This is a genomic window from Candidatus Planktophila sp. (assembly GCA_030681675.1).
Classification (GTDB): Bacteria; Actinomycetota; Actinomycetes; order Nanopelagicales; family Nanopelagicaceae; genus Planktophila.
In genome coordinates, this window is the sequence record JAUXRP010000003.1 from 39061 (window position 1) to 58493 (window position 19433).

The following is a 19433-nucleotide window of genomic DNA, read 5'->3' on the forward strand; positions in this document are numbered from 1 at the left end:
TAGGATACTGACTATGGCTTTTGGACGGGGTGAGGCTAACGCCCTTGGTTGGCGCGATATTGTTGAAATTGCGCAGGAAGAACACACTGGTCACACCTTTCCGAAAAAAAGCACTCCCCTGCTTCTCATGCACCATCTCTCTGATCTACATGTTTGTGATGCACAGTCACCGACTCGTCCTGAGTATTTAGATCGTTGGGCCGATCCCGATAGCCCAATACGTGAAAAAGTTGGAACAATAGGAACGTACCGTCCACATTCAATGTTATCCCCGCATGTCGTGGAGGCGATGATTCAATCGCTCAATGCCATTACATCAGGCCCGCTCTCTGGCCATGCAATAGATGCAGCAATTATTACTGGTGACACAACTGATAATGCGCAGTTAAATGAAGTGAGTTGGTATTTGGCACTTCTCGATGGTTTAGATTTTAGACCAGACTCCGGAAACTACGAATGTTATGAAGGTGTCATAGATGAAGGTGTTGAGAATTACGATCTTCGTTACTGGCATCCTCATGGGACTCCCCCTGGCAATGAAAATGATGATGCTCGGGCCAAATATGGCTTCCCAGTTATCCCTAATCTTCTGAACTCATGCCGCAAACCCTTCAAAGCTACTGGGTTAAAATTTCCTTGGTATGCAGTTCACGGAAATCACGATGCACTTTTGCAAGGCACGGTTGCACCTGCACCGGCAATAAATAATGAGATGATCGGTAACAAGCGATACATCGGCTTACCTTCAGATGTAACTCTTGCCGATGTCCTTACAAGTTTTCAAGAGATTGGCCCCGCCAGTTATCCTGATGCATTTGATGCTCCATATGTTGAGGTAAGTGCAGATATCGAAAGACGAGCAGTCGAGCGTGGCGAATTTGCAGCAATGCATTTGGCCTCACCTGGTTTGCCTGTAGGTCATGGATTCACGGCGGTAAATGTTGATAAGAAACACATGTATTACTCAACACAGATCGGTAAAGTAAAGCTAATAGTTATTGACAGTGTCAATCACTTCGGTGGTTGGCAAGGCTCGCTAGATGTAGAACAGTTTGAATGGTTAGAACGTGAAGTTGCTTCAGCAGATAGGCCGGTAGTTCTAGCCTCCCATCATCCATTGAGCAAGATGTTTAATAGTTACGCACCGATAGGTAAGCGAGTATGTGTTGAAGAGATTCAGGAGATGCTATTGAAATATCCGGGCATAATCGCCTGGTTTGCCGGTCACGAACATCGCCACCACATAAAGTGGATTGGACCCGAAGAAGAAGTGCGTGGTTTCTGGCAGATAGAAACGGCCTCGCATGCTGATTGGCCACAACAATCACGCACAATTGAAATCGTTCAGGATGAGCTTGGAGATATTTACTGTGGACTAACTGTAATCGATCATTTAGGGGGGGCTCAATTTGGTGATGCAAGCGAGCCAGTTGAGATGGCAGCTCTTTCAAGAGCACTGAGTGCAAACATTTGGCAGAAGAGAGCGGAGTTAGGCGCAACCCACGATGTTAACTGGTGGTGCGGGCGGCCAACAGATCGCAACGTCGTTTTAAAAATTAGTAAACCTTAAAGTGAGCGAATTATTGATCTCTCAATCACGTGAGTCGAACGTAAAATAATCAAAATAATGACCGTTAAACCCCCACCTGCAATTTGAAAACCAAGGCCAACGGCGACTCCTACTGCCGCAGTTGAAAATACGGTAGCTGCAGTTGTCACACCTTGAATTCCTGATGAATGTTTATCGGTGAAAATTAAACCCGCACCTAGAAAACCAATGCCCGTTATGATTGCATGAAGGGCTCTAGTAGGGTCGCCGTCCTGTGTCGCATCATTGATAATGGCACCTATTGTGACAATTGCCGCTGATGCCGAGCCTACTAATGCCATCGTGCGAGGGCCAGCCGATTTTCCTGCACGATCGCGCTCCCAACCAATGAGTGAGCCAAAGAAAGCGGCAATTGAAGCATTGATAATCACAGATAGTTGTTGCCACACATCAATTGAGTGAAGGTCAATCATTGACTCAGGGTAGTGGTTTTCGTGCAGTTGAGCCATGATTTCGCCGTATAGAATTGCGTTATGAGCCAATATCAAATCATGCGGTGGCGAGAAATCCCTTCAATGGTAATTGCGCGTGAGGGCGAAACAACAATCAAGGTAATGCTGGCCTCACGTTTTCAAGAGGCGATTGATGAGGCTGCGATGCGCCTTGGCGACATTGATGCCGATGCTTACACCGCCGGCTGGAATCGAGATCCATGGGTTGAGGCGGAAGAGGTTCCCGATATTTTGGCGACCACAATTGCAACTGAGTTAGAGAGTGAATTGAGTGAAGAAAAATTAGAGGAGCTAATAAAGGCTATGGGAGATAAATAATGTCAACTATCTACGAAGCGCTCGCACAAGCAACGCTTGCATCCGATGGCGCAATGGGAACAATGTTGCAAGAGCGTGGATTAACCGACGGTGGCGCCCCTGAATTATGGAACGTCGAAAAACGAGATGAAATCGATGCGGTGTTAGAGGCTTACGCGGCAGCAGGTGCGCGTTTTATCACTACAAATACTTTCGGTGGAACTCATGGTCGCCTTGCGATGCACGGTCTTGAAGATCGTGTCTTTGAACTTAATAAGGCAGGGGCTGAAATTGCACGTGCAGTGGCCGATCGTCATCCTGGCTGTTTTGTTATGGGTGACATAGGACCATCTGGAGATCTCATGGAGCCAATGGGCACAATGACCCTTGAGAGTGGTCAAGCTCTATTTGCCGAACAGATTCGTGGCTTAGTCGCTGGTGGTGTCGATGCAATCCTCATTGAAACGATGTCTGATCTAGGCGAAGTTGAAGCCGCTGTAAATGCCGCTAATGAAGTTGCACCTGGTATGCCAATAATTGCAACTATGAGTTTTGATACAAATCTTCGAACCATGATGGGAGTAAAGCCAGGTATCGCGGTTACCCACTTAGCCGCTTTGGGCGTACGTATTATTGGCGCAAACTGCGGACGTGGGACCGATGAGATGCAGGTAATTGCACAAGAGATGGTTAACGCTCGCCCAGATGGTGTCTTTATCATTACGCAATCAAATGCGGGCTTACCTAAACTTCACGGTGATGAGTTTATTTATGATGGAACTCCTGAAGAGATGGCAAAGTATGCAGCCAAGATGAAAGCTATGGGTGTCAATATTGTTGGCTCTTGCTGTGGTTCATCACCTGCACATACGGCAGCAATTGCCGCCGCATTGGCTTAATGAACCGCAATGAACTTTAATAAAGTAATTCTGTACTACGGTTTTGCTCCCATTTCAGATCCTGAGGCCGTAAAGCTGTGGCAAAAAACTCTGTGCGAATCCCTCAACATAAAGGGGCGAATTCTCATTTCGCCTCACGGAATTAACGGCACATTAGGTGGTGCTATGGATGATATAAAAAAGTACATCAAGAACACACGTCAGTATCCAGGATTTAAAAAAATCGATTTTAAGTGGTCCGAAGGTACTGGCAAGGATTTTCCAAAGTTGAAGATAAAAGTAAAGGATGAACTCGTTGCTTTTGGCAACCCCGACGAAATTAAAGTCGATGTGAATGGTGTAATCGGTGGAGGCGTGCATCTGCGACCGGAGGAGGTCAATAAGTTAGTAGAAGAGCGTGGCGACGATGTATTTTTCTTCGATGGCAGAAACGCTTTTGAAGCTAAAGTCGGTAAATTTAAAAATGCCGTTGTACCAGATATCACGACATCCCATGATTTTGTAAAAGAGATTGAAAGTGGCAAGTACGATCACATGAAAGATAAGCCCGTGGTTACTTACTGCACAGGTGGGATTCGATGTGAAATTCTCTCAGTAGTAATGAAAAATCGTGGATTTAAAGAGGTGTATCAAATCAAGGGCGGCATTGTTCGCTATGGCAATACTTTTGGCGATGACGGACTTTGGGAGGGCTCGTTATACACATTTGATGATCGTTTGACAATTGATTTCAGCGATCATACAAAATTAATTGGCAAATGCGCACACTGCAATGGAGCGACGAAAGAGTTTAGAAACTGCCAAAAGGCAGAGTGCCATCAATTAGTTCTACTGTGCGATGCTTGCTATGAATCTCATGTGGACCGTCCCTGCAAGCATGACCGTGAAATTAAGCGCAACCGCGAACTGATCGGCTAAAGCAAACCAAACTCAGCCGCTTTTGCCACTAACTCCTCACGCACACTTGGGTGTGCAGCTTTGTGAATAATGTTTATAGCTTGATCGTTTTGTGAATGTCCAAAACAGGCCGCTACACCTTGCTCAGTAACAACAAATGAATGTTGAAAATGCGTGATATTACTTTGCAGACGAGGCACAATAGTAGAAACATCGGCCTTGGGGTGCCATGAAGGTAGCGCTACGAAAGACTGGCCACCTCGACTGTGAAGTGCGCCAACAATGAAATCCGTTGAACCTCCAAAGCCACTATAAATTTCTCCTCGTACATGACTGGCGTTGGCTTGATCAAACAAATCAACCTCAAGGGCGCTATTAATAGATACCATCTTCGCTTGACGGGCGATTTGAGATGGGTCATTTGTGCGCTCTGTCCGAAGCATTCGAACTTTCTTATTTAAATCAAGCCATTGATATAACTCGCTTGTTCCAAAGATGAAAGAGGCAGTAATGAGAATCTCCTCATCGAGGGTACCTGCGCGGCTTAATTCGAGAACACCATCTGAAAACATCTCCGTCCAGATTCGCAGACCTATGCGCCCCTTTAGCGCCATAAGAACCGCGTCTGGCACTCCCCCGATTCCTAACTGTAACGTCGAGTTGTCTTCAATTAAGCTAGCGATGCGACTTCCGATTTGGGCTTGTATATCTGTGATTGGCGCTGCGGGTTTCTCTTGCAACGGTTCATCAACTTCTACAAGATAGTCGATTTCGCTATCGTAAATCTGTGCGTCACCATAGGTATACGGCATCTGCTTATTAGATTGGGCAATGACGACCCCTCCATGAGCACGTGCCGTTTCAATAGATCGTGGCAGAATGTTGACTTCAGTTCCAAGGCTCACGGTATCGAAGCGTTGCTGGGAAGTATGTAGGAAAACTACATCAGGGCGATAAAAGTTTCGAATCAAAACTGGAAGTAATGAGAGACGAGATGGAATGTAATCTAACCGTTCGTGGTGTCGCATTGCTGGACCTACGAATGCAGTTTCAAACCTAATGCCCTCTCGATCTGGAATATCACCATGGGCATTGAGCATATGCAGTCTGAACTCTGGAATAACTTCATCGGCAATTTTCAAAAGCGTCCGGGGGGCCGAAAAATTACCTGACGCGATAATGCGGGGATTGCTAGGCAAATTGGCGAGAATAGATTTTAGCTGCTCCGAATTAACTACTCTCATGCCATCATTCTAGGCCAGAGCAGGTACTTACAAATCCTTAAAACTTCAAAGATGAAACCAAACGTAGCCCCGAAGGGATTCGAACCCTCGTAGCTGACTTGAGAAGCCAGAGTCCTAGGCCGCTAGACGACGGGGCCGTGCCTTTTAATATCTTTTATAACTAGGACAAAACATACTTATTTAATTGTAGAGCGTTGTAGAGCTTAGTTCGCTGGGGTACCAGGACTCGAACCTAGACTTACTGAACCAGAATCAGCAGGGCTGCCAATTACCCCATACCCCATTACTTCAAGCGAGAAGAATACCGTATTGATTAGAGGGTCAACGCCGCCGAAATTCGAGCTAAAGAAGCCTCTTTGCCCAGCAACTCCATAGATTCAAAGAGTGGCGGAGAAATTGAACTTCCAGTTGTAGCAATACGGACTGCACCAAATGCGATGCGTGGTTTCAATCCCATCTCATCGATTAATGAAGTGCGAAGAGCGCCTTCAATAGCAGTATGTGACCAATCAATAATTGGTTCAAGCTCTTTAAGAGCGCGCCTAAGCACATCTTTAGCACCAGGTTCAGTAACTTTAGCAACGCTATCGGCTTCTATTTCAAATTTCTCGTCAAAGAGAAATTTAAGCATTGCAGGTATTTCACTAAACATGATGATTCGCTCTTGAATGATAGGCAGTGCAGCCTTAACGAGTGAGACCTCAGCCGGCGTACCGGTAATAATTTTGGATTTAATCAGAAAAGGCAAAGCCCACTTCAAAAACTCATCGATAGTCAATGCTCTAATCTTGTCACCATTTATAGCTTCAAGTTTCTTCATATCGAATTTAGCCGGTGAGCTATTTACCTTTTCAACCGTAAAGAGTTGGCATAACTCTTTCATAGTCAGGTCTTCGCGATCATCACCAGGTGACCAGCCAAGTAATGCCAAATAATTACAGATTGCCTCCGGTAAGAAACCCTTGTCTCTATACCAAGCAATTGATACTTCACCATTTCGCTTTGATAATTTAGCGTTATCGGAGCCCATCACAAAGGGAAGATGGGCAAAGATTGGGTAATCTTCTAGCGCAACATGCATCGCCTGATAAACTCGAATCTGACGAGGTGTCGAAGAGAGTAAATCCTCGCCACGTAAAACATGTGTGACCTTCATCAAAATATCATCAACTGCAACAGCCAATGTATATAGAGGCGAACCATCGGCCCGCACTAAAACAAAGTCCGGAACAAATTTGTGATCAAAGGCCATCTCACCGCGAATCAAATCAGTAAAGGTGGTTTCGCCTTCAGGCATGCGCATTCGTACAACGGCGGCACGACCCTCTGTAATAAAATCGGCTACTTGATCTGGGGTTAAGTCTCGACATCGTCCGTTATAGCCAGGGGCTTGATTTGACGCTCTTTGTGTCTCGCGCACCGCCTCCAGCTCATCCGGTGTGCAGTAACAGAAATAAGCATCTTTTTGCTCAATGAACTTCGCCGCCCAATACGAATAAATATCTAAACGCTGTGATTGTAAGTAAGGGCCGTTATCCCCGCCAACTTCTGGGCCTTCGTCCCAATTGAGTCCAAGCCATTTGAGCGTATCAATTGCGGCATTTATGTACTCATCTGTTACGCGAGTCGTATCAGTATCTTCAATACGAAAGAGGAAAGTTCCACCTGTGTGGCGAGCGTAAGCCCAATCAAATAACGCTGTTCGGATGTTACCAACATGCAAATCTCCAGTTGGGGATGGTGCGAATCGAACTTTGATTTGTTTTCCTACTGTTGTGCTCAATTTCTACTCACTTTATTAGTTAGTTCGCCGAGGCCTTCAATGCTCATTGTTGCGGTGCCGCCAGCGATCATCGGGCCAATTCCTGCTGGAGTGCCGGTCAAAATAATATCTCCCGGCAGGAGCGTCATGACTCGAGTTACAAAGTTAATTATCTCTGGCACTTTAAAGATCATCTCGTTTAAGTGTGCCGATTGTTTTATTTCGCCGTTGACTCTGGCAGTTATCAACTGTGTTCCAGGAATAAAATCAGTATCTATCCATGGGCCTATGGGACAGAAAGTGTCGAAGCCTTTAGCCCGGGTCCACTGGCCATCTTTCTTTTGCAAGTCACGAGCGGTGACATCATTTGCAATTGTGTAACCGAAGATCACATCATTAACGCGCACTTGTGGAACATCTCTGCAGAGTCGACCGATAACTATCGCAAGCTCAGACTCATGATCTACTCGCTCTGACATATCTGGCCAGACAATTGTGTCGTTGGGACCGATCACCGAGGTATTTGGCTTTAAAAAGATTATCGGCTCATCTGGAACTACGCCGCCCATTTCAGCTGCATGATCGGCGTAGTTCTTGCCAATGCAGACAACTTTGGAGCGCGGAATAACTGGCGCTAAGAGGCGAACTTTAGTGAGAGCAATTGTCGCTGCACTTTTTTGAACTCCAGAGTAAATCGGATCACCCGTTATGACGTGGATCAGTCCATCCTCTTCTAAAACCCCAAAAAGTGGATCAGTGCCAAGACCAGAATCGGGACCGGGAGAGAAACGAACAATGCGCATTGGGCGATTCTATCGCCTACTCGTGGTCCTCAATCTCAACATCTAAACGCTCAATTAAAACGCTACTAATTCTGCGGCGGCGACCGAGTGGGCGTTCAGATGTAACCGACCAGCCATTAAGTGAGATTGTGCTACCCGCGATTGGAACTCGTCCAAGCTTTTGTGCCATTAGCCCACCAATAGTGTCAACATTGTCGAAATCAGATTCGCTAATTTCAATCTTTAACTCAGCTGCTAGATCTTGGATGTGCAACGTAGCATTTGCACGAGCTTTATCAGGTGTTAGCCACGTAAAGTGATCTTCACCATCGTCGAACTCATCCTCGATTTCTCCAACAATCTCTTCAATAATATCCTCAATAGTAATAATTCCGGCAGTTCCACCATATTCATCGACAACGACTGCTAAGTGAATTTGATTTCTTTGCATCTCTTTTAAGAGTTCATCGGCCATCTTTATTTCTGGGATAAAGTTAGCAGGGCGCATATGCTGTTCAATACTTTCACTCTGTTCGGCTTCATGATGATCCAAAGCGCGCTTAGCTAAATCTTTAACATACACGATTCCAATAATATTGTCGGGACCTGTTCCAACCACTGGAATTCTAGAAAAACCAGAGCGTAAGGCGAGAGATAGACCTTGACGTAAAGTTTTATCCTTCTCAATCCAGACCATTTCAGTTCGAGGCACCATTAATTCACGTACTAATGTATCTCCGAGCTCAAAAACTGAGTGAATCATCTCGTGTTCATTAGATTCAACAAGACCCCGCTCGTGAGCCTGATCCACTAAATCACGCAACTCAGCCTCTGAAGTAAATGGGCCGGAGCGAAAACCTTTGCCTGGAGTGATTGCATTTCCAACGGTAATGAGAAGTTTTGTGACTGGACCTAAAATGAATGCCAGTCCATAAGCCACAATGATTCCGTAGCGAGCATATTTATGGGGTTGCTGTTTGCCTAAAGTCCGTGGACCCACACCAACTACTACATACGACAGAACGACCATAATCAAAACCGTGAGTGCCATTGCCTGAGCTGATGGATAGTTTCGAAGAAAAATCGAGGCAAGCAATACCGTCGCAGTTAATTCACACAGTTTGCGTACGAGCAGAATTACGTTCAAGTAACGAGCTGGTTGAGCACTGTACTTGCGCAGTAATGCACCACCGCGCTTGCCTTCTAGCTCTTCGACAACGATTCGTGAAATTGAAGTAAGTGCTGCTTCACTCGCTGCAAGAAAGCCGGCAAAGGCTAATAACGCGATGATGCTGATAATTGCGATCGGACTCATTGTGTTTTCTTCCAGTTTTCTACTATCTCCTCTTGCAGGGAAAACATAATTCGCTCTTCATCTGGTTCTGCATGGTCATAACCAACTATGTGTAACAGGCCGTGAACCGCCAAAATATAAATTTCATGTTCGGTAGTATGCCCAGCTGCTTGTGCTTGGGTCGCGGCAAAGAGTGGACTAATCATAATATCGCCAAGAGTTACGACATCCCCATCATTTTCTGGCATATCCATAGGAAAAGAGAGAACATCAGTACTGCCGAGTTCATTCATCCATTTATTATGCAGTTCGCTCATGTATTCATCATCAATAAAACCAACGCTTAAATCACAATCTGCGTTGAGATTGAGTTTGGTCATAGCAAACAAAAGTAGCGAAGTTACTTCACTTGAAGGAACTAACTGCCCTGAGGAATTTGTGACTTCAATACTCATTTATTGCCGAATCGGACGAATTGAATGGCGCTGCTCATCAAAGAGTTCATAAGCCTTAACAATGTCTCCTATTAAACGATGGCGAACTACGTCCTCGGCCGTTAATTCGAGGAAGGCTATGTCGTCGATATCGTCCAAAATATCTCTAACTACGCGCAAACCAGAGTGTTGTCCGTTAGGCAGGTCAATTTGCGTAACATCTCCAGTAATAACCATCTTTGAACCAAATCCCAATCGAGTCAAAAACATTTTCATCTGTTCAGGCGTGGTGTTTTGCGCTTCATCTAGGATAATAAAGGCATCATTCAAGGAACGCCCGCGCATATATGCAAGTGGTGCAACTTCAATTACTCCAGTTTGCATTAATCGAGGCACTGTTTCTAAATCAATCATGTCGTGCAGAGCATCGAATAGAGGGCGTAAGTACGGATCGATTTTCTCACTGAGCGTACCCGGTAGGAAACCTAAATGCTCCCCTGCCTCAACTGCAGGTCGAGTCAAAATAATTCGATTGACACTTTTGTTGTGCAACGCCGCGATCGCCATGGCCATCGCCAGATATGTTTTACCAGTACCCGCAGGTCCTATTCCAAAAGTTATGGTGTGATTATCAATCGCATCTACATATCGCTTTTGATTTGCCGTCTTTGGGCGAATCGTGCGGCCTCTATTAGTTAAGATATTAAGCGATAGAACTTCAGCTGGATGATCAACTGGTTTACTTTCGAGCATTGCAATTGAGCGATTAACGGAATCAACGGTCAAAATATTTCCTGATCGAATTACTACCATGAGCTCTACGAAGAGATTTTCCAGATTGCTACAATCAAAGTGTGGACCTCGTAATGTAATTTCATTTCCGCGGACCGTGATATTTACCGAAGGAAATGCCGCTTCGATTGCCCGTAAGTTGTCATCGTGTGGGCCAATTAATGCGACCATAGGAATGGCGATTGGTACGGTGATTAATATTCGCTCCATGTGAGGCTAAATCTATCTTTAACCAGGTGGCCAGGCCAGCGAGCGACCACCAAGAAGATGAAGATGGGCGTGGAAGACGCTCTGACCAGCCTCTGCACCAGTGTTAAAGACGTTTCGGTAGCCCACAAGGCCTCTTTCACTGGCTATCTGCGCGGCCGCGGTGAAAAGCTCGGCGGTAATAGTTGGTGAGATTCGAGCTAGGGCCGCTGCGTTTTCTACATGCAACTTCGGAACAATCAAGACATGGGTTGGAGCTTGTGGGTTAATGTCGTTAAAAGCCAGAACGTTTTCACTGCTAAATATGATATCTGCCGGAATCTCGCCGGTGATTATTCGGCAAAAGAGACAGGTTGAATCTAAATCCACGTAATCACCATACCTTGAGAAGTGCAGATACGGCGGCGACCGCGGCGATTCCGGCGTGCGCTGAGCGCAGAATTGGGCGGCCCATTAACGCAACCTTAGCGCCGGCCTCTTTGAATGCTTCGAGTTCGGTTGAGGTGATTCCGCCTTCTGGGCCGATAATTATTAGTAAGTGTGCAACGTTATGCGATGAGATGCAGTCGCTGAGCTTTACATCACTGCTTTCGTGAAAGGCAATTGCTAAATCACTTAACTTTATTGCTTCGCAAATCTGCTCAGTGGTAGCGATATCGGTGACTTCAGGAATCCGTAATCGACGCGACTGTTTGCTGGCTTCGCGCGCAGTAACTGAAAACTTTTCAGATACTTTCCCAATACTTCGAGCCGCAGCCCAAGGGACGATTCGATCAACGCCGGCTTCAGTTAATAGCTCAATCGCCTCTTTAGCACGATCACTTTTAGGCAACGCTTGCACAACAGTAATAGTTGTTGCAAGCGCCTCTTGAAAACCAGTTGCAATCACTTCAACTTCCATTGACTTTTTCCTTATGGCAAATGCTTTTACTTGGCTCCAAGCACCTGTGCCATCAGCGAGCATAAAAACATCGCCTGCAGCAATACGTAGAACTCGGATAGCGTGGTTAGCATCTTCGTTATTGAACTCGTAACTTTGCCCAACTTTCGTGGGAAGATTATCTACAAAAAATAGAGTTAACATTATTTAGTAAATGCACCTTTAATTTTAGAAAAGATTCCACCATCATGGCTCTTCACATGGGCATCCCCGGCGCTTTCCCCACGTAATCGTGCGAACTTCTTTAAAAGCTCCTCTTCCTCACGGCTCAATTTAGTTGGAGTAGCAACCTCAATATGAACAATTAAATCTCCTCGACCACCATTGCGAAGTCGACCCATTCCTTTACCTTTTATTACTACCGGTGCGCCATTTTGCGTCCCAGCTTTAATGTGCACATCTACCGGACCATCCAAGGATTCGACACTAACTTTTGTGCCTAACGCTGCAGCGCTCATTGAAATCGATAAGGACATGTGCAACGTATCTCTATCCCGGATTAAATATTCATGTTCGATCTCAACTATTTCAACATAGACATCGCCAGCGGGTCCGCCGCCATGTCCCACTTCTCCACGTCCAGATAGTTGAATTCGATTTCCTGTTTCAACTCCTGCAGGAATTTTGACGTGTAAATCTTGGCGAGCACGTACTCGACCTTCGCCGGCACATTCGCGGCAAGGGTTGGCGATGATGCTTCCATAACCAGAGCATGGACGACATGGGCGCGATGTCATTACCTGGCCAATAACAGAGCGAACCACATGCTGGGTTTCACCGCGACCTTTACAGACATTACACATGGTTGGTTGCTCGCCATCTATGCCACCGCTGCCTTCACATTTAGGGCAGACAATCGCACTTTCAACACTTATGTCACGTTCCACACCAAAGCAGGCTTCATGCAAAGTAACTTCAATTCGAATGAGTGAGTCTTGACCTGCACGCATACGTGGACGAGGACCACGTGAACCACCACCACCAAAGAATGCATCCATGATGTCACTAAATCCGCCACCAAAGTTAGCTCCACCAAAGTTGGTTCCGCCCATATCGTAGTTCTGACGTTTCTGTGGATCACTCAACGTTTCATAAGAGGCAGTGATCTCTTTGAACTTATCTTGAACCGCTGGATCTGGATTAACATCCGGGTGAAGTTCACGGGCTAACTTGCGATATGCCCGCTTAATTTCATCGGCCGATGCTTCACGCGAGACCCCTAAAGTTTGGTAATGATCTGCCACTTATGCACCTTCGTTTATGTATCGTCCGACATATCTGGCAACTGCCGATACTGCTGCCATTGAACCTGCGTAATCCATACGTGTGGGCCCAATAATTCCAAGGGCACCTAGTGGTACATCATCGGATCCATAACCAACGGCCACTAAAGATGTCGAGCGAAGATTCACATCCTGTTGTTCGCCACCGATGCGTACTTTAATACTTTGGCCAGCATCGCCTAGCAAGCGAAGTAAAACAACTTGCTCCTCTAAGGCCTCTAAGACCGGATGCATAGTGGTTGAAAAATCCTCTTGAAACCTTGCTAAGTTTGCAGTTCCGGCTAAAACTATCTTCTCTTCATGACGTTCCATCGCCATTTCAATAACCGATGACATAACAATTGCAACGTTCTTACGATCACTGTGTGAATAACTTTCCAGAATCCCGCTAATGCGGTCGGCAACATCGGGTAAACGATGTCCCATCATTTGTGTATTTAGCTGCGCGCGCAAGGTTTGCAGAAAATGCTCAGATACATCTTCTGCTAATTCAATTACTCGTTGCTCTATTCTTCCTGCATCGGTAATCAGTACCATCATGAGCCGTGCTGGGGTTAGGGAGACTAATTCGATATGTCGGACCCGTGATTTAACCATCGACGGATACTGCACCACTGCCACTTGTTTAGTTACATCTGCCAGTAAGCGAACTGTCCTCATCACAACATCATCTAAATCTAAGGCTCCTTCTAAGAAAACCTCAATGGCTCGACGCTCAGCACTAGATAAAGGTTTAACTTCAGCTAACTTATCAACGAAGACTCGGTAACCTCGATCTGTAGGAATCCGACCAGCACTTGTATGTGGCTGGGTGATCAAGCCTTCCTCCTCTAAGACCGCCATTTCATTGCGAATAGTGGCCGGGGAGATACCTAAACCATGACGATCTGCGATGGATTTTGAGCCGACAGGCTCCTGCGTTGCGACATATTCGTCGACAATTGCACGGAGGATTTCTAGACGGCGTGATGACATAGTGTGGACAAGGATACTAGAAAGTTATTTCTCGCACGATTCGATCTGCAATCAAGCGCCCTATAGGGGTTAATACCACTCGATTATCTGTGATTTCTATGAATCCATTCTCACCAAAGTTGGCTAAGCGATCAATTTGCGCTGTGGAAAGTGCGTTAATCGCTAGACCCTCACGCATGCGAATCCTCAGCATTATCGATTCGACAGTAATCTGCTCCGGCGTTAATACTTCACTCTCTGCAATCGGTGTCTCTGCGGCAAATAACTTTTGCTTATATGCCGTTGGATGTTTAATATTCCAAAACCTTTTTCCATTAATGTGTGAATGTGCACCTGGTCCTAGCCCCCACCAGTTTCTATTCTCCCAGTATGCGATATTGTGTCGGCATTCATAGTGCGGCTTTGACCAGTTAGAGAGTTCGTACCACGAGAGACCATGTGTTTGGCACACTTGATCGACAAGTAAATACATATCGGCCATCAAATCATCATCGGGCATTGTTAAATCTCCGCGTTTAATTTGGGCCGCTAACTTTGTTCCGCTTTCAACGATTAAAGCGTATGCACTGATGTGATCGATATCTAGTGACAGGGCTGTTGTAACCGTTTCACGCCAATCATCGAGTGATTCACCGGGTGTTCCGTAAATAAGATCGACGCTGATACTTGCAAAACCCGCAGCACGTGCCATGTCTACAGCTTGCTTTACGTTTTCGGGATTATGCGTGCGATCTAGAACAGCCAAGACATGTGGTTTAGCTGACTGCATTCCAAAAGATATTCGGTTGAAGCCAACCTCAATGTAACGGCTAAGTTTTTCAGCCGTAACCGAATCTGGATTTGCCTCTAACGTTATTTCGCAATCACTGTTCAAGCCATTGCGAGCCTTAATTGCGGCAACGACTCGGCCTAAATCATCGGCCGGCAAGAGTGATGGGGTTCCTCCCCCAAAGAAAATCGTTGGGACTTCATCTAGGGGTGCTGCATCGAGCTCTCTTAAAACCGCATCGATGTAGTCATTGCTAACAATCTCTAATGTGGCACCAACTTGAAGTTCGTTAGGAGTGTAGGTATTAAAATCACAGTAACCACAGCGCTTAATGCAGTACGGGATATGAACATAGAAAGAGAGAGACATAGTTAGAGTTTTCGTGCAGCTTTCACCTTTTCAATATCGGCATCGGTTGCAAGGGCGGCGACGAAGGCCTCTTGAGGGACCTCAACTCGACCCACCATCTTCATGCGCTTCTTACCTTCTTTTTGCTTCTCAAGAAGTTTGCGTTTACGTGAAATATCTCCGCCATAGCACTTAGCCAAAACATCCTTACGGATCGCACTAATGCTTTCGCGGGCAATAATTCGAGAGCCGATTGCTGCCTGAATAGGAACATCAAACTGTTGACGTGGAATAAGTTGGCGAAGTTTTCCAGTCATCATGACGCCATAGGCGTAGGCCTTATCGCGGTGAACTATTGCGCTAAAAGCATCAACGGCCTCGCCCTGTAACAAGATATCGACCTTTACTAAGTTGCCTTCAGCATCACCCTTTTCTTCATAATCCAATGAGGCGTAACCTTTAGTGCGAGATTTAAGTTGATCAAAGAAGTCAAAAACGATTTCTGCAAGTGGTAGGTCGTAACGTATTTCAACGCGATCCTCTGAAATGTAATCCATACCAAGTAATTGGCCGCGACGTTCTTGGCATAACTCCATGATCGTGCCAATAAATTCAGAGGGCGCCAGAATCGTAGATTTAACTATTGGCTCTTTTACAACGGCTACTTTCCCATTCGGGAACTCTGATGGATTAGTAACGCGAACTTCTTTGCCATCATCCATCGTTACGTTGTATACAACGTTAGGAGCAGTTGAAATTAAATTCAACTTGTGTTCGCGCTCTAACCGTTCACGAACAATCTCCATATGCAAAAGACCTAAAAAGCCACAACGAAAACCGAAACCAAGTGCGGCAGAGCTTTCAGGTTCATAAACGAGGGCTGCATCATTTAACTGCAACTTATCTAATGCATCACGCAGGGCAGGAAAATCTGCGCCATCTAATGGAAATAGACCTGAAAAAACCATAGGTTTTGGATCTTTATATCCAGCTAATGCATGTTTTGTGGGGTTGTTGTACGTTGTAATCGTGTCACCTACACGTGATTGGCGAACATCTTTTACGCCAGTAATTAAATATCCGACTTCACCAACGCCTAGACCTTTAGATGCAACAGGTTCTGGTGAAATCACTCCGACTTCCAATGCCTCGTGGCGTACGCCAGTTGAAAACATCTGAATCTGTTCACCTGGAGTTAAATGACCATCTATCACACGAACATAGGTAACCACCCCGCGATAGCTGTCATAAACCGAGTCAAAGATTAAGGCGCGAGCTGGCGCAACGGGGTCGCCTGTAGGGGCTGGAATCTGTTTTACGATTTGATCGAGTAGCTCTTTAACACCATCACCAGTTTTACCTGAAACGCGCAGGCAGTCTTCAGGTTCGCAGCCAATGAGTTTTGCGAGCTCTGCGGCAAATTTTTCTGGTTGAGCGTTTGGTAAATCTATTTTATTCAGGACTGGAATTATCGTTAAATTATTTTCCATAGCTAAATATAAGTTGGCCAAAGTCTGCGCTTCGATACCTTGAGCGCAATCAACTAGTAAAACCGCGCCTTCACAAGCAGCCAGAGAACGTGAAACTTCATAGGTAAAGTCGACGTGACCCGGTGTATCGATCATGTTCAAGATATATTCATTGCCATCGATTCCACTGCGCCACGGCAGTCGAACGGCCTGGGATTTAATGGTGATTCCGCGTTCGCGTTCGATATCCATGCGATCTAAATACTGCGCGCGCATATTTCGTGGGTCGACGACTTCTGTAATACCCAACATGCGATCGGCAAGAGTTGATTTACCGTGATCGATGTGAGCGATGATGCAGAAGTTACGTATCTGCGCCGGATCAGTTGATGCTGGTTGCGGCGCCTTGGCAAGTGAAATTGCAGGCATGAACCTAGCCTCGCTTTAAAGTATTAGAAGAATTAACGTGCGCCGGCTTTGGCAGCAGCCTTAGCCATTGATGACTTCTTGTTAGCTGCAGAGTTCTTATGAAGGACACCCTTTTGAACTGCAACATCCAACGCCTTTGAGGCGGTGCGAAGTTCAGTCGTAATAACAGCAGAGTCACCAGTAGTAACTGCATCACGGAATTTACGGACAGCGGTCTTAATAGATGAGCCCACGGACTTATTGCGAAGGCGCGCCTTCTCGTTGGTCTTAATGCGCTTAATCTGGGACTTGATATTTGCCACGCTGTAGTACTCCGGACTCTTGTAGTTAGTGAAGGGTAAAGGTTACCTGCTTGGGCTCGAAGGCTCAAATCAGGGTTAAAATCAGGTGGTAATAATGCCTGAGGATGAGGCGCGGCGGCGTTTGCGTGCCCCCGCCTTTGGCGCTTCAGGCCTAGTTTGCTCAATCTCATCCGTTGCATCAATTAATACATCGGCGTTGAGTGATTCGTGAAACTCATGCTCAGTGGCATCATTCTCGTCGGCATCTTCATGCCTAGATGATGGAACATCGAGCTGTGGCATTGGTGCCTTTATCTTGACCGGCTCCATATGAATATGTATTCCGCGACCATTACAAGCATCACACGTTGTTGAAAAGGCCTCGATCAGACCCTGACCAACGCGTTTGCGTGTCATTTGAACAAGGCCAAGAGATGTAACTTCTGCGACTTGATGCTTAGTGCGATCGCGTCCAAGGGATTCAACTAAACGGCGTAGAACCATTTCTCGGTTAGATTCAAGGATCATGTCGATGAAGTCAATGACAACGATTCCACCTAAGTCGCGAAGACGTAGTTGACGCGCAATCTCTTCAGCGGCCTCAAGGTTATTTTTAGTAACGGTCTCTTCAAGATTTCCACCCTTGCCGATGAACTTACCGGTGTTTACATCGATAACTATCATCGCTTCAGTACGATCAATAACAAGGGAACCGCCCGATGGCAGATATACCTTGCGATCAAATGCCTTAGCTAACTGCTCTTCAACGCGGAAATCTGCGAATAAGTCGCCGGTGCCGGTGTATTTTTCAATCTTAGTTGTGAGCTCAGGTGCAATAAAGCCAAGATAATTAGTAACTTCATCCCAAGCACTCGAACCTTGAACCGTTAACTTTCGGAAATCCTCATTGAAGATATCGCGAATAACACGGACTGCAAGATCAGGCTCTTGATACAGCGCGGCAGGTGGATGGAAGTTTGGATTCTCACTTTTAGCATAAATATCATCCCACTGTGCTTTCAGGCGAGCGACATCACTTGTTAGATCTTCTTCGCTCACACCTTCGGCTGCGGTCCGAACAATTACACCGGCAGTCTCTGGAATCAAATTTTTCAAAATCGCTTTTAAGCGAGTGCGCTCAGTCTCTGGCAGTCGCTTTGAAATTCCCGACATTCCGCCGCCTGGGACATAGACAACATAGCGCCCTGGCAAGGAAATCTGACTTGTGAGGCGAGCGCCTTTTTGTCCGATTGGATCTTTAGTCACCTGAACAAGAACGCTTTGACCGCTCTTTAAAACAGTTTCAATTTTACGTGGCTGAGACTCTGAAATTCCTGCAGCATCCCAGTTAACCTCACCGGCATATAAAACTGCATTTCGACCTTTGCCAATATCAACGAAAGCGGCCTCCATAGATGGCAGAACATTTTGTACGCGGCCTAAGTAAACATTTCCAACGTATGAAACGTTGCTATTGCGGTTCACATAATGCTCAACCATGACACCATCTTCGATGACGGCGATCTGGGTGCGATCAGCGATCTGTCGAACAAGCATCTCGCGATCAACATTTTCGCGACGTGCTAAAAACTCTCCATCGGTAATAATCGTTCCGCGTTTGCGATATGGCTCGCGGTATTCACTTCGCCCTGCGCGCTCTACGCGATCGGGACGTGCGGTTCGGGAGCTGCGGCGCTCAGGACGCTCGGCTCGTTCAGTGCGAGCCTGACGTACTGGGCGCTCGCGAACCTCACGGACTTTAACAATAGTTACAACGCCATCGTCTTCTACGGTCTCTCCAGGAGTTACTCCGTCAATACCGGCTACCCGACGTCGACGACGACGGTGTGTTGAAGCTTCAGCAGAACTCTCACTTGTCTCTTCGCTCTCCTCGTCATTTGTGGCGCCTTCGACACCTGGTTTGCGACGTCCCCGACCACCTCTGCGGCGGCGGCGATTTCGGTTTGCGCGATCTTCTGCATCATCTGGTCCGGTACTTGAGCCAACCTCAGGCTTGACCGCTTCGACGATTGGCTCTAAAGGAGCCTTCTTACGCGGCGCCTTAGCAATGGGTTCATCAGGGGCGGCTTGAAAAATTGGAACAGGCACGGCAGTCGCCTTTTTGCGAACTGGCTTTTTAACTTCAATGGCCGCTATCTCACCGAGATCGCCTTTATCGACCTCATGTGTAACGAATTCACTTGCTTTTGCTTTCTTAACCGCACGCTTGCGCGGTGTTTTAGGCTCAATCGCCATGGCACCAAATCCTC

The 19433-nt window shown here is 46.3% G+C and carries 19 protein-coding genes and 2 tRNA genes; 4 read left to right on the top strand and 17 right to left on the bottom strand.

Annotation, left to right across the window (positions count from 1 at the left end):
• Positions 1–13: 13 nt before the first annotated feature.
• Positions 14–1570 (top strand): TIGR03767 family metallophosphoesterase, encoded by a 1557-nt coding sequence (locus Q8K48_00730; GenBank protein MDP1850926.1) that lies wholly within the window; start codon positions 14–16, stop codon positions 1568–1570.
• Here Q8K48_00730 and Q8K48_00735 read toward each other — a convergent pair.
• Entirely contained in the window at positions 1567–2022 is a 456-nt protein-coding gene (locus tag Q8K48_00735; protein ID MDP1850927.1) for an MgtC/SapB family protein, read from the bottom strand. The genes Q8K48_00730 and Q8K48_00735 overlap by 4 nt on opposite strands.
• Before the next feature lie 60 nt (positions 2023–2082).
• On the opposite strand from Q8K48_00735, the gene Q8K48_00740 reads away from it, so the two are divergent.
• The 3 genes from Q8K48_00740 to Q8K48_00750 are packed head-to-tail and all read left to right on the top strand — an operon-like array spanning position 2083 to position 4175.
• A complete protein-coding gene (locus Q8K48_00740) occupies positions 2083–2379 on the top strand; it encodes a virulence factor (protein MDP1850928.1) in 297 nt (98 codons plus the stop codon).
• On the top strand, positions 2379–3257 hold the full coding sequence (locus Q8K48_00745; protein MDP1850929.1) for a homocysteine S-methyltransferase family protein: 879 nt from the start codon (positions 2379–2381) through the stop codon (positions 3255–3257). The genes Q8K48_00740 and Q8K48_00745 overlap by 1 nt, the downstream gene beginning before the upstream one ends.
• A gap of 9 nt (positions 3258–3266) precedes the next feature.
• Positions 3267–4175 (top strand): rhodanese-related sulfurtransferase, encoded by a 909-nt coding sequence (locus Q8K48_00750; protein MDP1850930.1) that lies wholly within the window; start codon positions 3267–3269, stop codon positions 4173–4175.
• Here Q8K48_00750 and Q8K48_00755 read toward each other — a convergent pair.
• From Q8K48_00755 to Q8K48_00830, 16 genes are all read right to left on the bottom strand, one after another.
• Positions 4172–5398 (bottom strand): acetyl-CoA hydrolase/transferase C-terminal domain-containing protein, encoded by a 1227-nt coding sequence (locus Q8K48_00755; protein ID MDP1850931.1) that lies wholly within the window; start codon positions 5396–5398, stop codon positions 4172–4174. The genes Q8K48_00750 and Q8K48_00755 overlap by 4 nt on opposite strands.
• Before the next feature lie 64 nt (positions 5399–5462).
• Positions 5463–5535, bottom strand: a tRNA-Glu gene (locus tag Q8K48_00760).
• Between the two features lie 74 nt (positions 5536–5609).
• A tRNA-Gln gene (locus Q8K48_00765) sits at positions 5610–5681 on the bottom strand.
• 30 nt (positions 5682–5711) lie between these two features.
• On the bottom strand, positions 5712–7181 hold the full coding sequence (gene gltX, locus Q8K48_00770; GenBank protein ID MDP1850932.1) for a glutamate--tRNA ligase: 1470 nt from the start codon (positions 7179–7181) through the stop codon (positions 5712–5714).
• Complete coding sequence (locus Q8K48_00775) at positions 7178–7963, bottom strand: fumarylacetoacetate hydrolase family protein (protein ID MDP1850933.1); 786 nt, start codon at positions 7961–7963, stop codon at positions 7178–7180. Before Q8K48_00775 ends, gltX begins: the two co-directional genes overlap by 4 nt.
• 16 nt (positions 7964–7979) lie before the next feature.
• Positions 7980–9257, bottom strand: coding sequence for a hemolysin family protein (locus Q8K48_00780; protein ID MDP1850934.1), 1278 nt, complete (start codon positions 9255–9257; stop codon positions 7980–7982).
• Positions 9254–9691, bottom strand: coding sequence for an rRNA maturation RNase YbeY (gene ybeY / locus Q8K48_00785; GenBank protein ID MDP1850935.1), 438 nt, complete (start codon positions 9689–9691; stop codon positions 9254–9256). Before ybeY ends, Q8K48_00780 begins: the two co-directional genes overlap by 4 nt.
• A complete protein-coding gene (locus tag Q8K48_00790) occupies positions 9692–10672 on the bottom strand; it encodes a PhoH family protein (protein ID MDP1850936.1) in 981 nt (326 codons plus the stop codon).
• An 18-nt stretch (positions 10673–10690) separates the two neighbouring features.
• Complete coding sequence (locus Q8K48_00795) at positions 10691–11038, bottom strand: histidine triad nucleotide-binding protein (protein ID MDP1850937.1); 348 nt, start codon at positions 11036–11038, stop codon at positions 10691–10693.
• A gap of 4 nt (positions 11039–11042) precedes the next feature.
• Complete coding sequence (locus Q8K48_00800; protein MDP1850938.1) at positions 11043–11753, bottom strand: 16S rRNA (uracil(1498)-N(3))-methyltransferase; 711 nt, start codon at positions 11751–11753, stop codon at positions 11043–11045.
• Positions 11753–12853, bottom strand: coding sequence for a molecular chaperone DnaJ (gene dnaJ, locus Q8K48_00805; GenBank protein ID MDP1850939.1), 1101 nt, complete (start codon positions 12851–12853; stop codon positions 11753–11755). The genes Q8K48_00800 and dnaJ overlap by 1 nt, the downstream gene beginning before the upstream one ends.
• The gene (gene hrcA, locus Q8K48_00810) at positions 12854–13867 is read right to left on the bottom strand and encodes a heat-inducible transcriptional repressor HrcA (protein MDP1850940.1); all 1014 of its coding nucleotides are present in this window, start codon (positions 13865–13867) and stop codon (positions 12854–12856) included. It abuts the gene before it with no gap.
• A 16-nt stretch (positions 13868–13883) separates the two neighbouring features.
• Positions 13884–15005 carry a radical SAM family heme chaperone HemW gene (hemW, locus tag Q8K48_00815; GenBank protein ID MDP1850941.1) on the bottom strand — a complete coding sequence of 374 codons (1122 nt, stop codon included), beginning with the start codon at positions 15003–15005 and terminating at the stop codon, positions 13884–13886.
• Between the two features lie 2 nt (positions 15006–15007).
• Positions 15008–16882 (bottom strand): translation elongation factor 4, encoded by a 1875-nt coding sequence (gene lepA / locus Q8K48_00820; protein MDP1850942.1) that lies wholly within the window; start codon positions 16880–16882, stop codon positions 15008–15010.
• A gap of 32 nt (positions 16883–16914) precedes the next feature.
• The gene (rpsT, locus tag Q8K48_00825) at positions 16915–17184 is read right to left on the bottom strand and encodes a 30S ribosomal protein S20 (GenBank protein ID MDP1850943.1); all 270 of its coding nucleotides are present in this window, start codon (positions 17182–17184) and stop codon (positions 16915–16917) included.
• A gap of 81 nt (positions 17185–17265) precedes the next feature.
• Positions 17266–19419, bottom strand: coding sequence for an Rne/Rng family ribonuclease (locus Q8K48_00830; GenBank protein ID MDP1850944.1), 2154 nt, complete (start codon positions 19417–19419; stop codon positions 17266–17268).
• Positions 19420–19433: the final 14 nt, after the last annotated feature.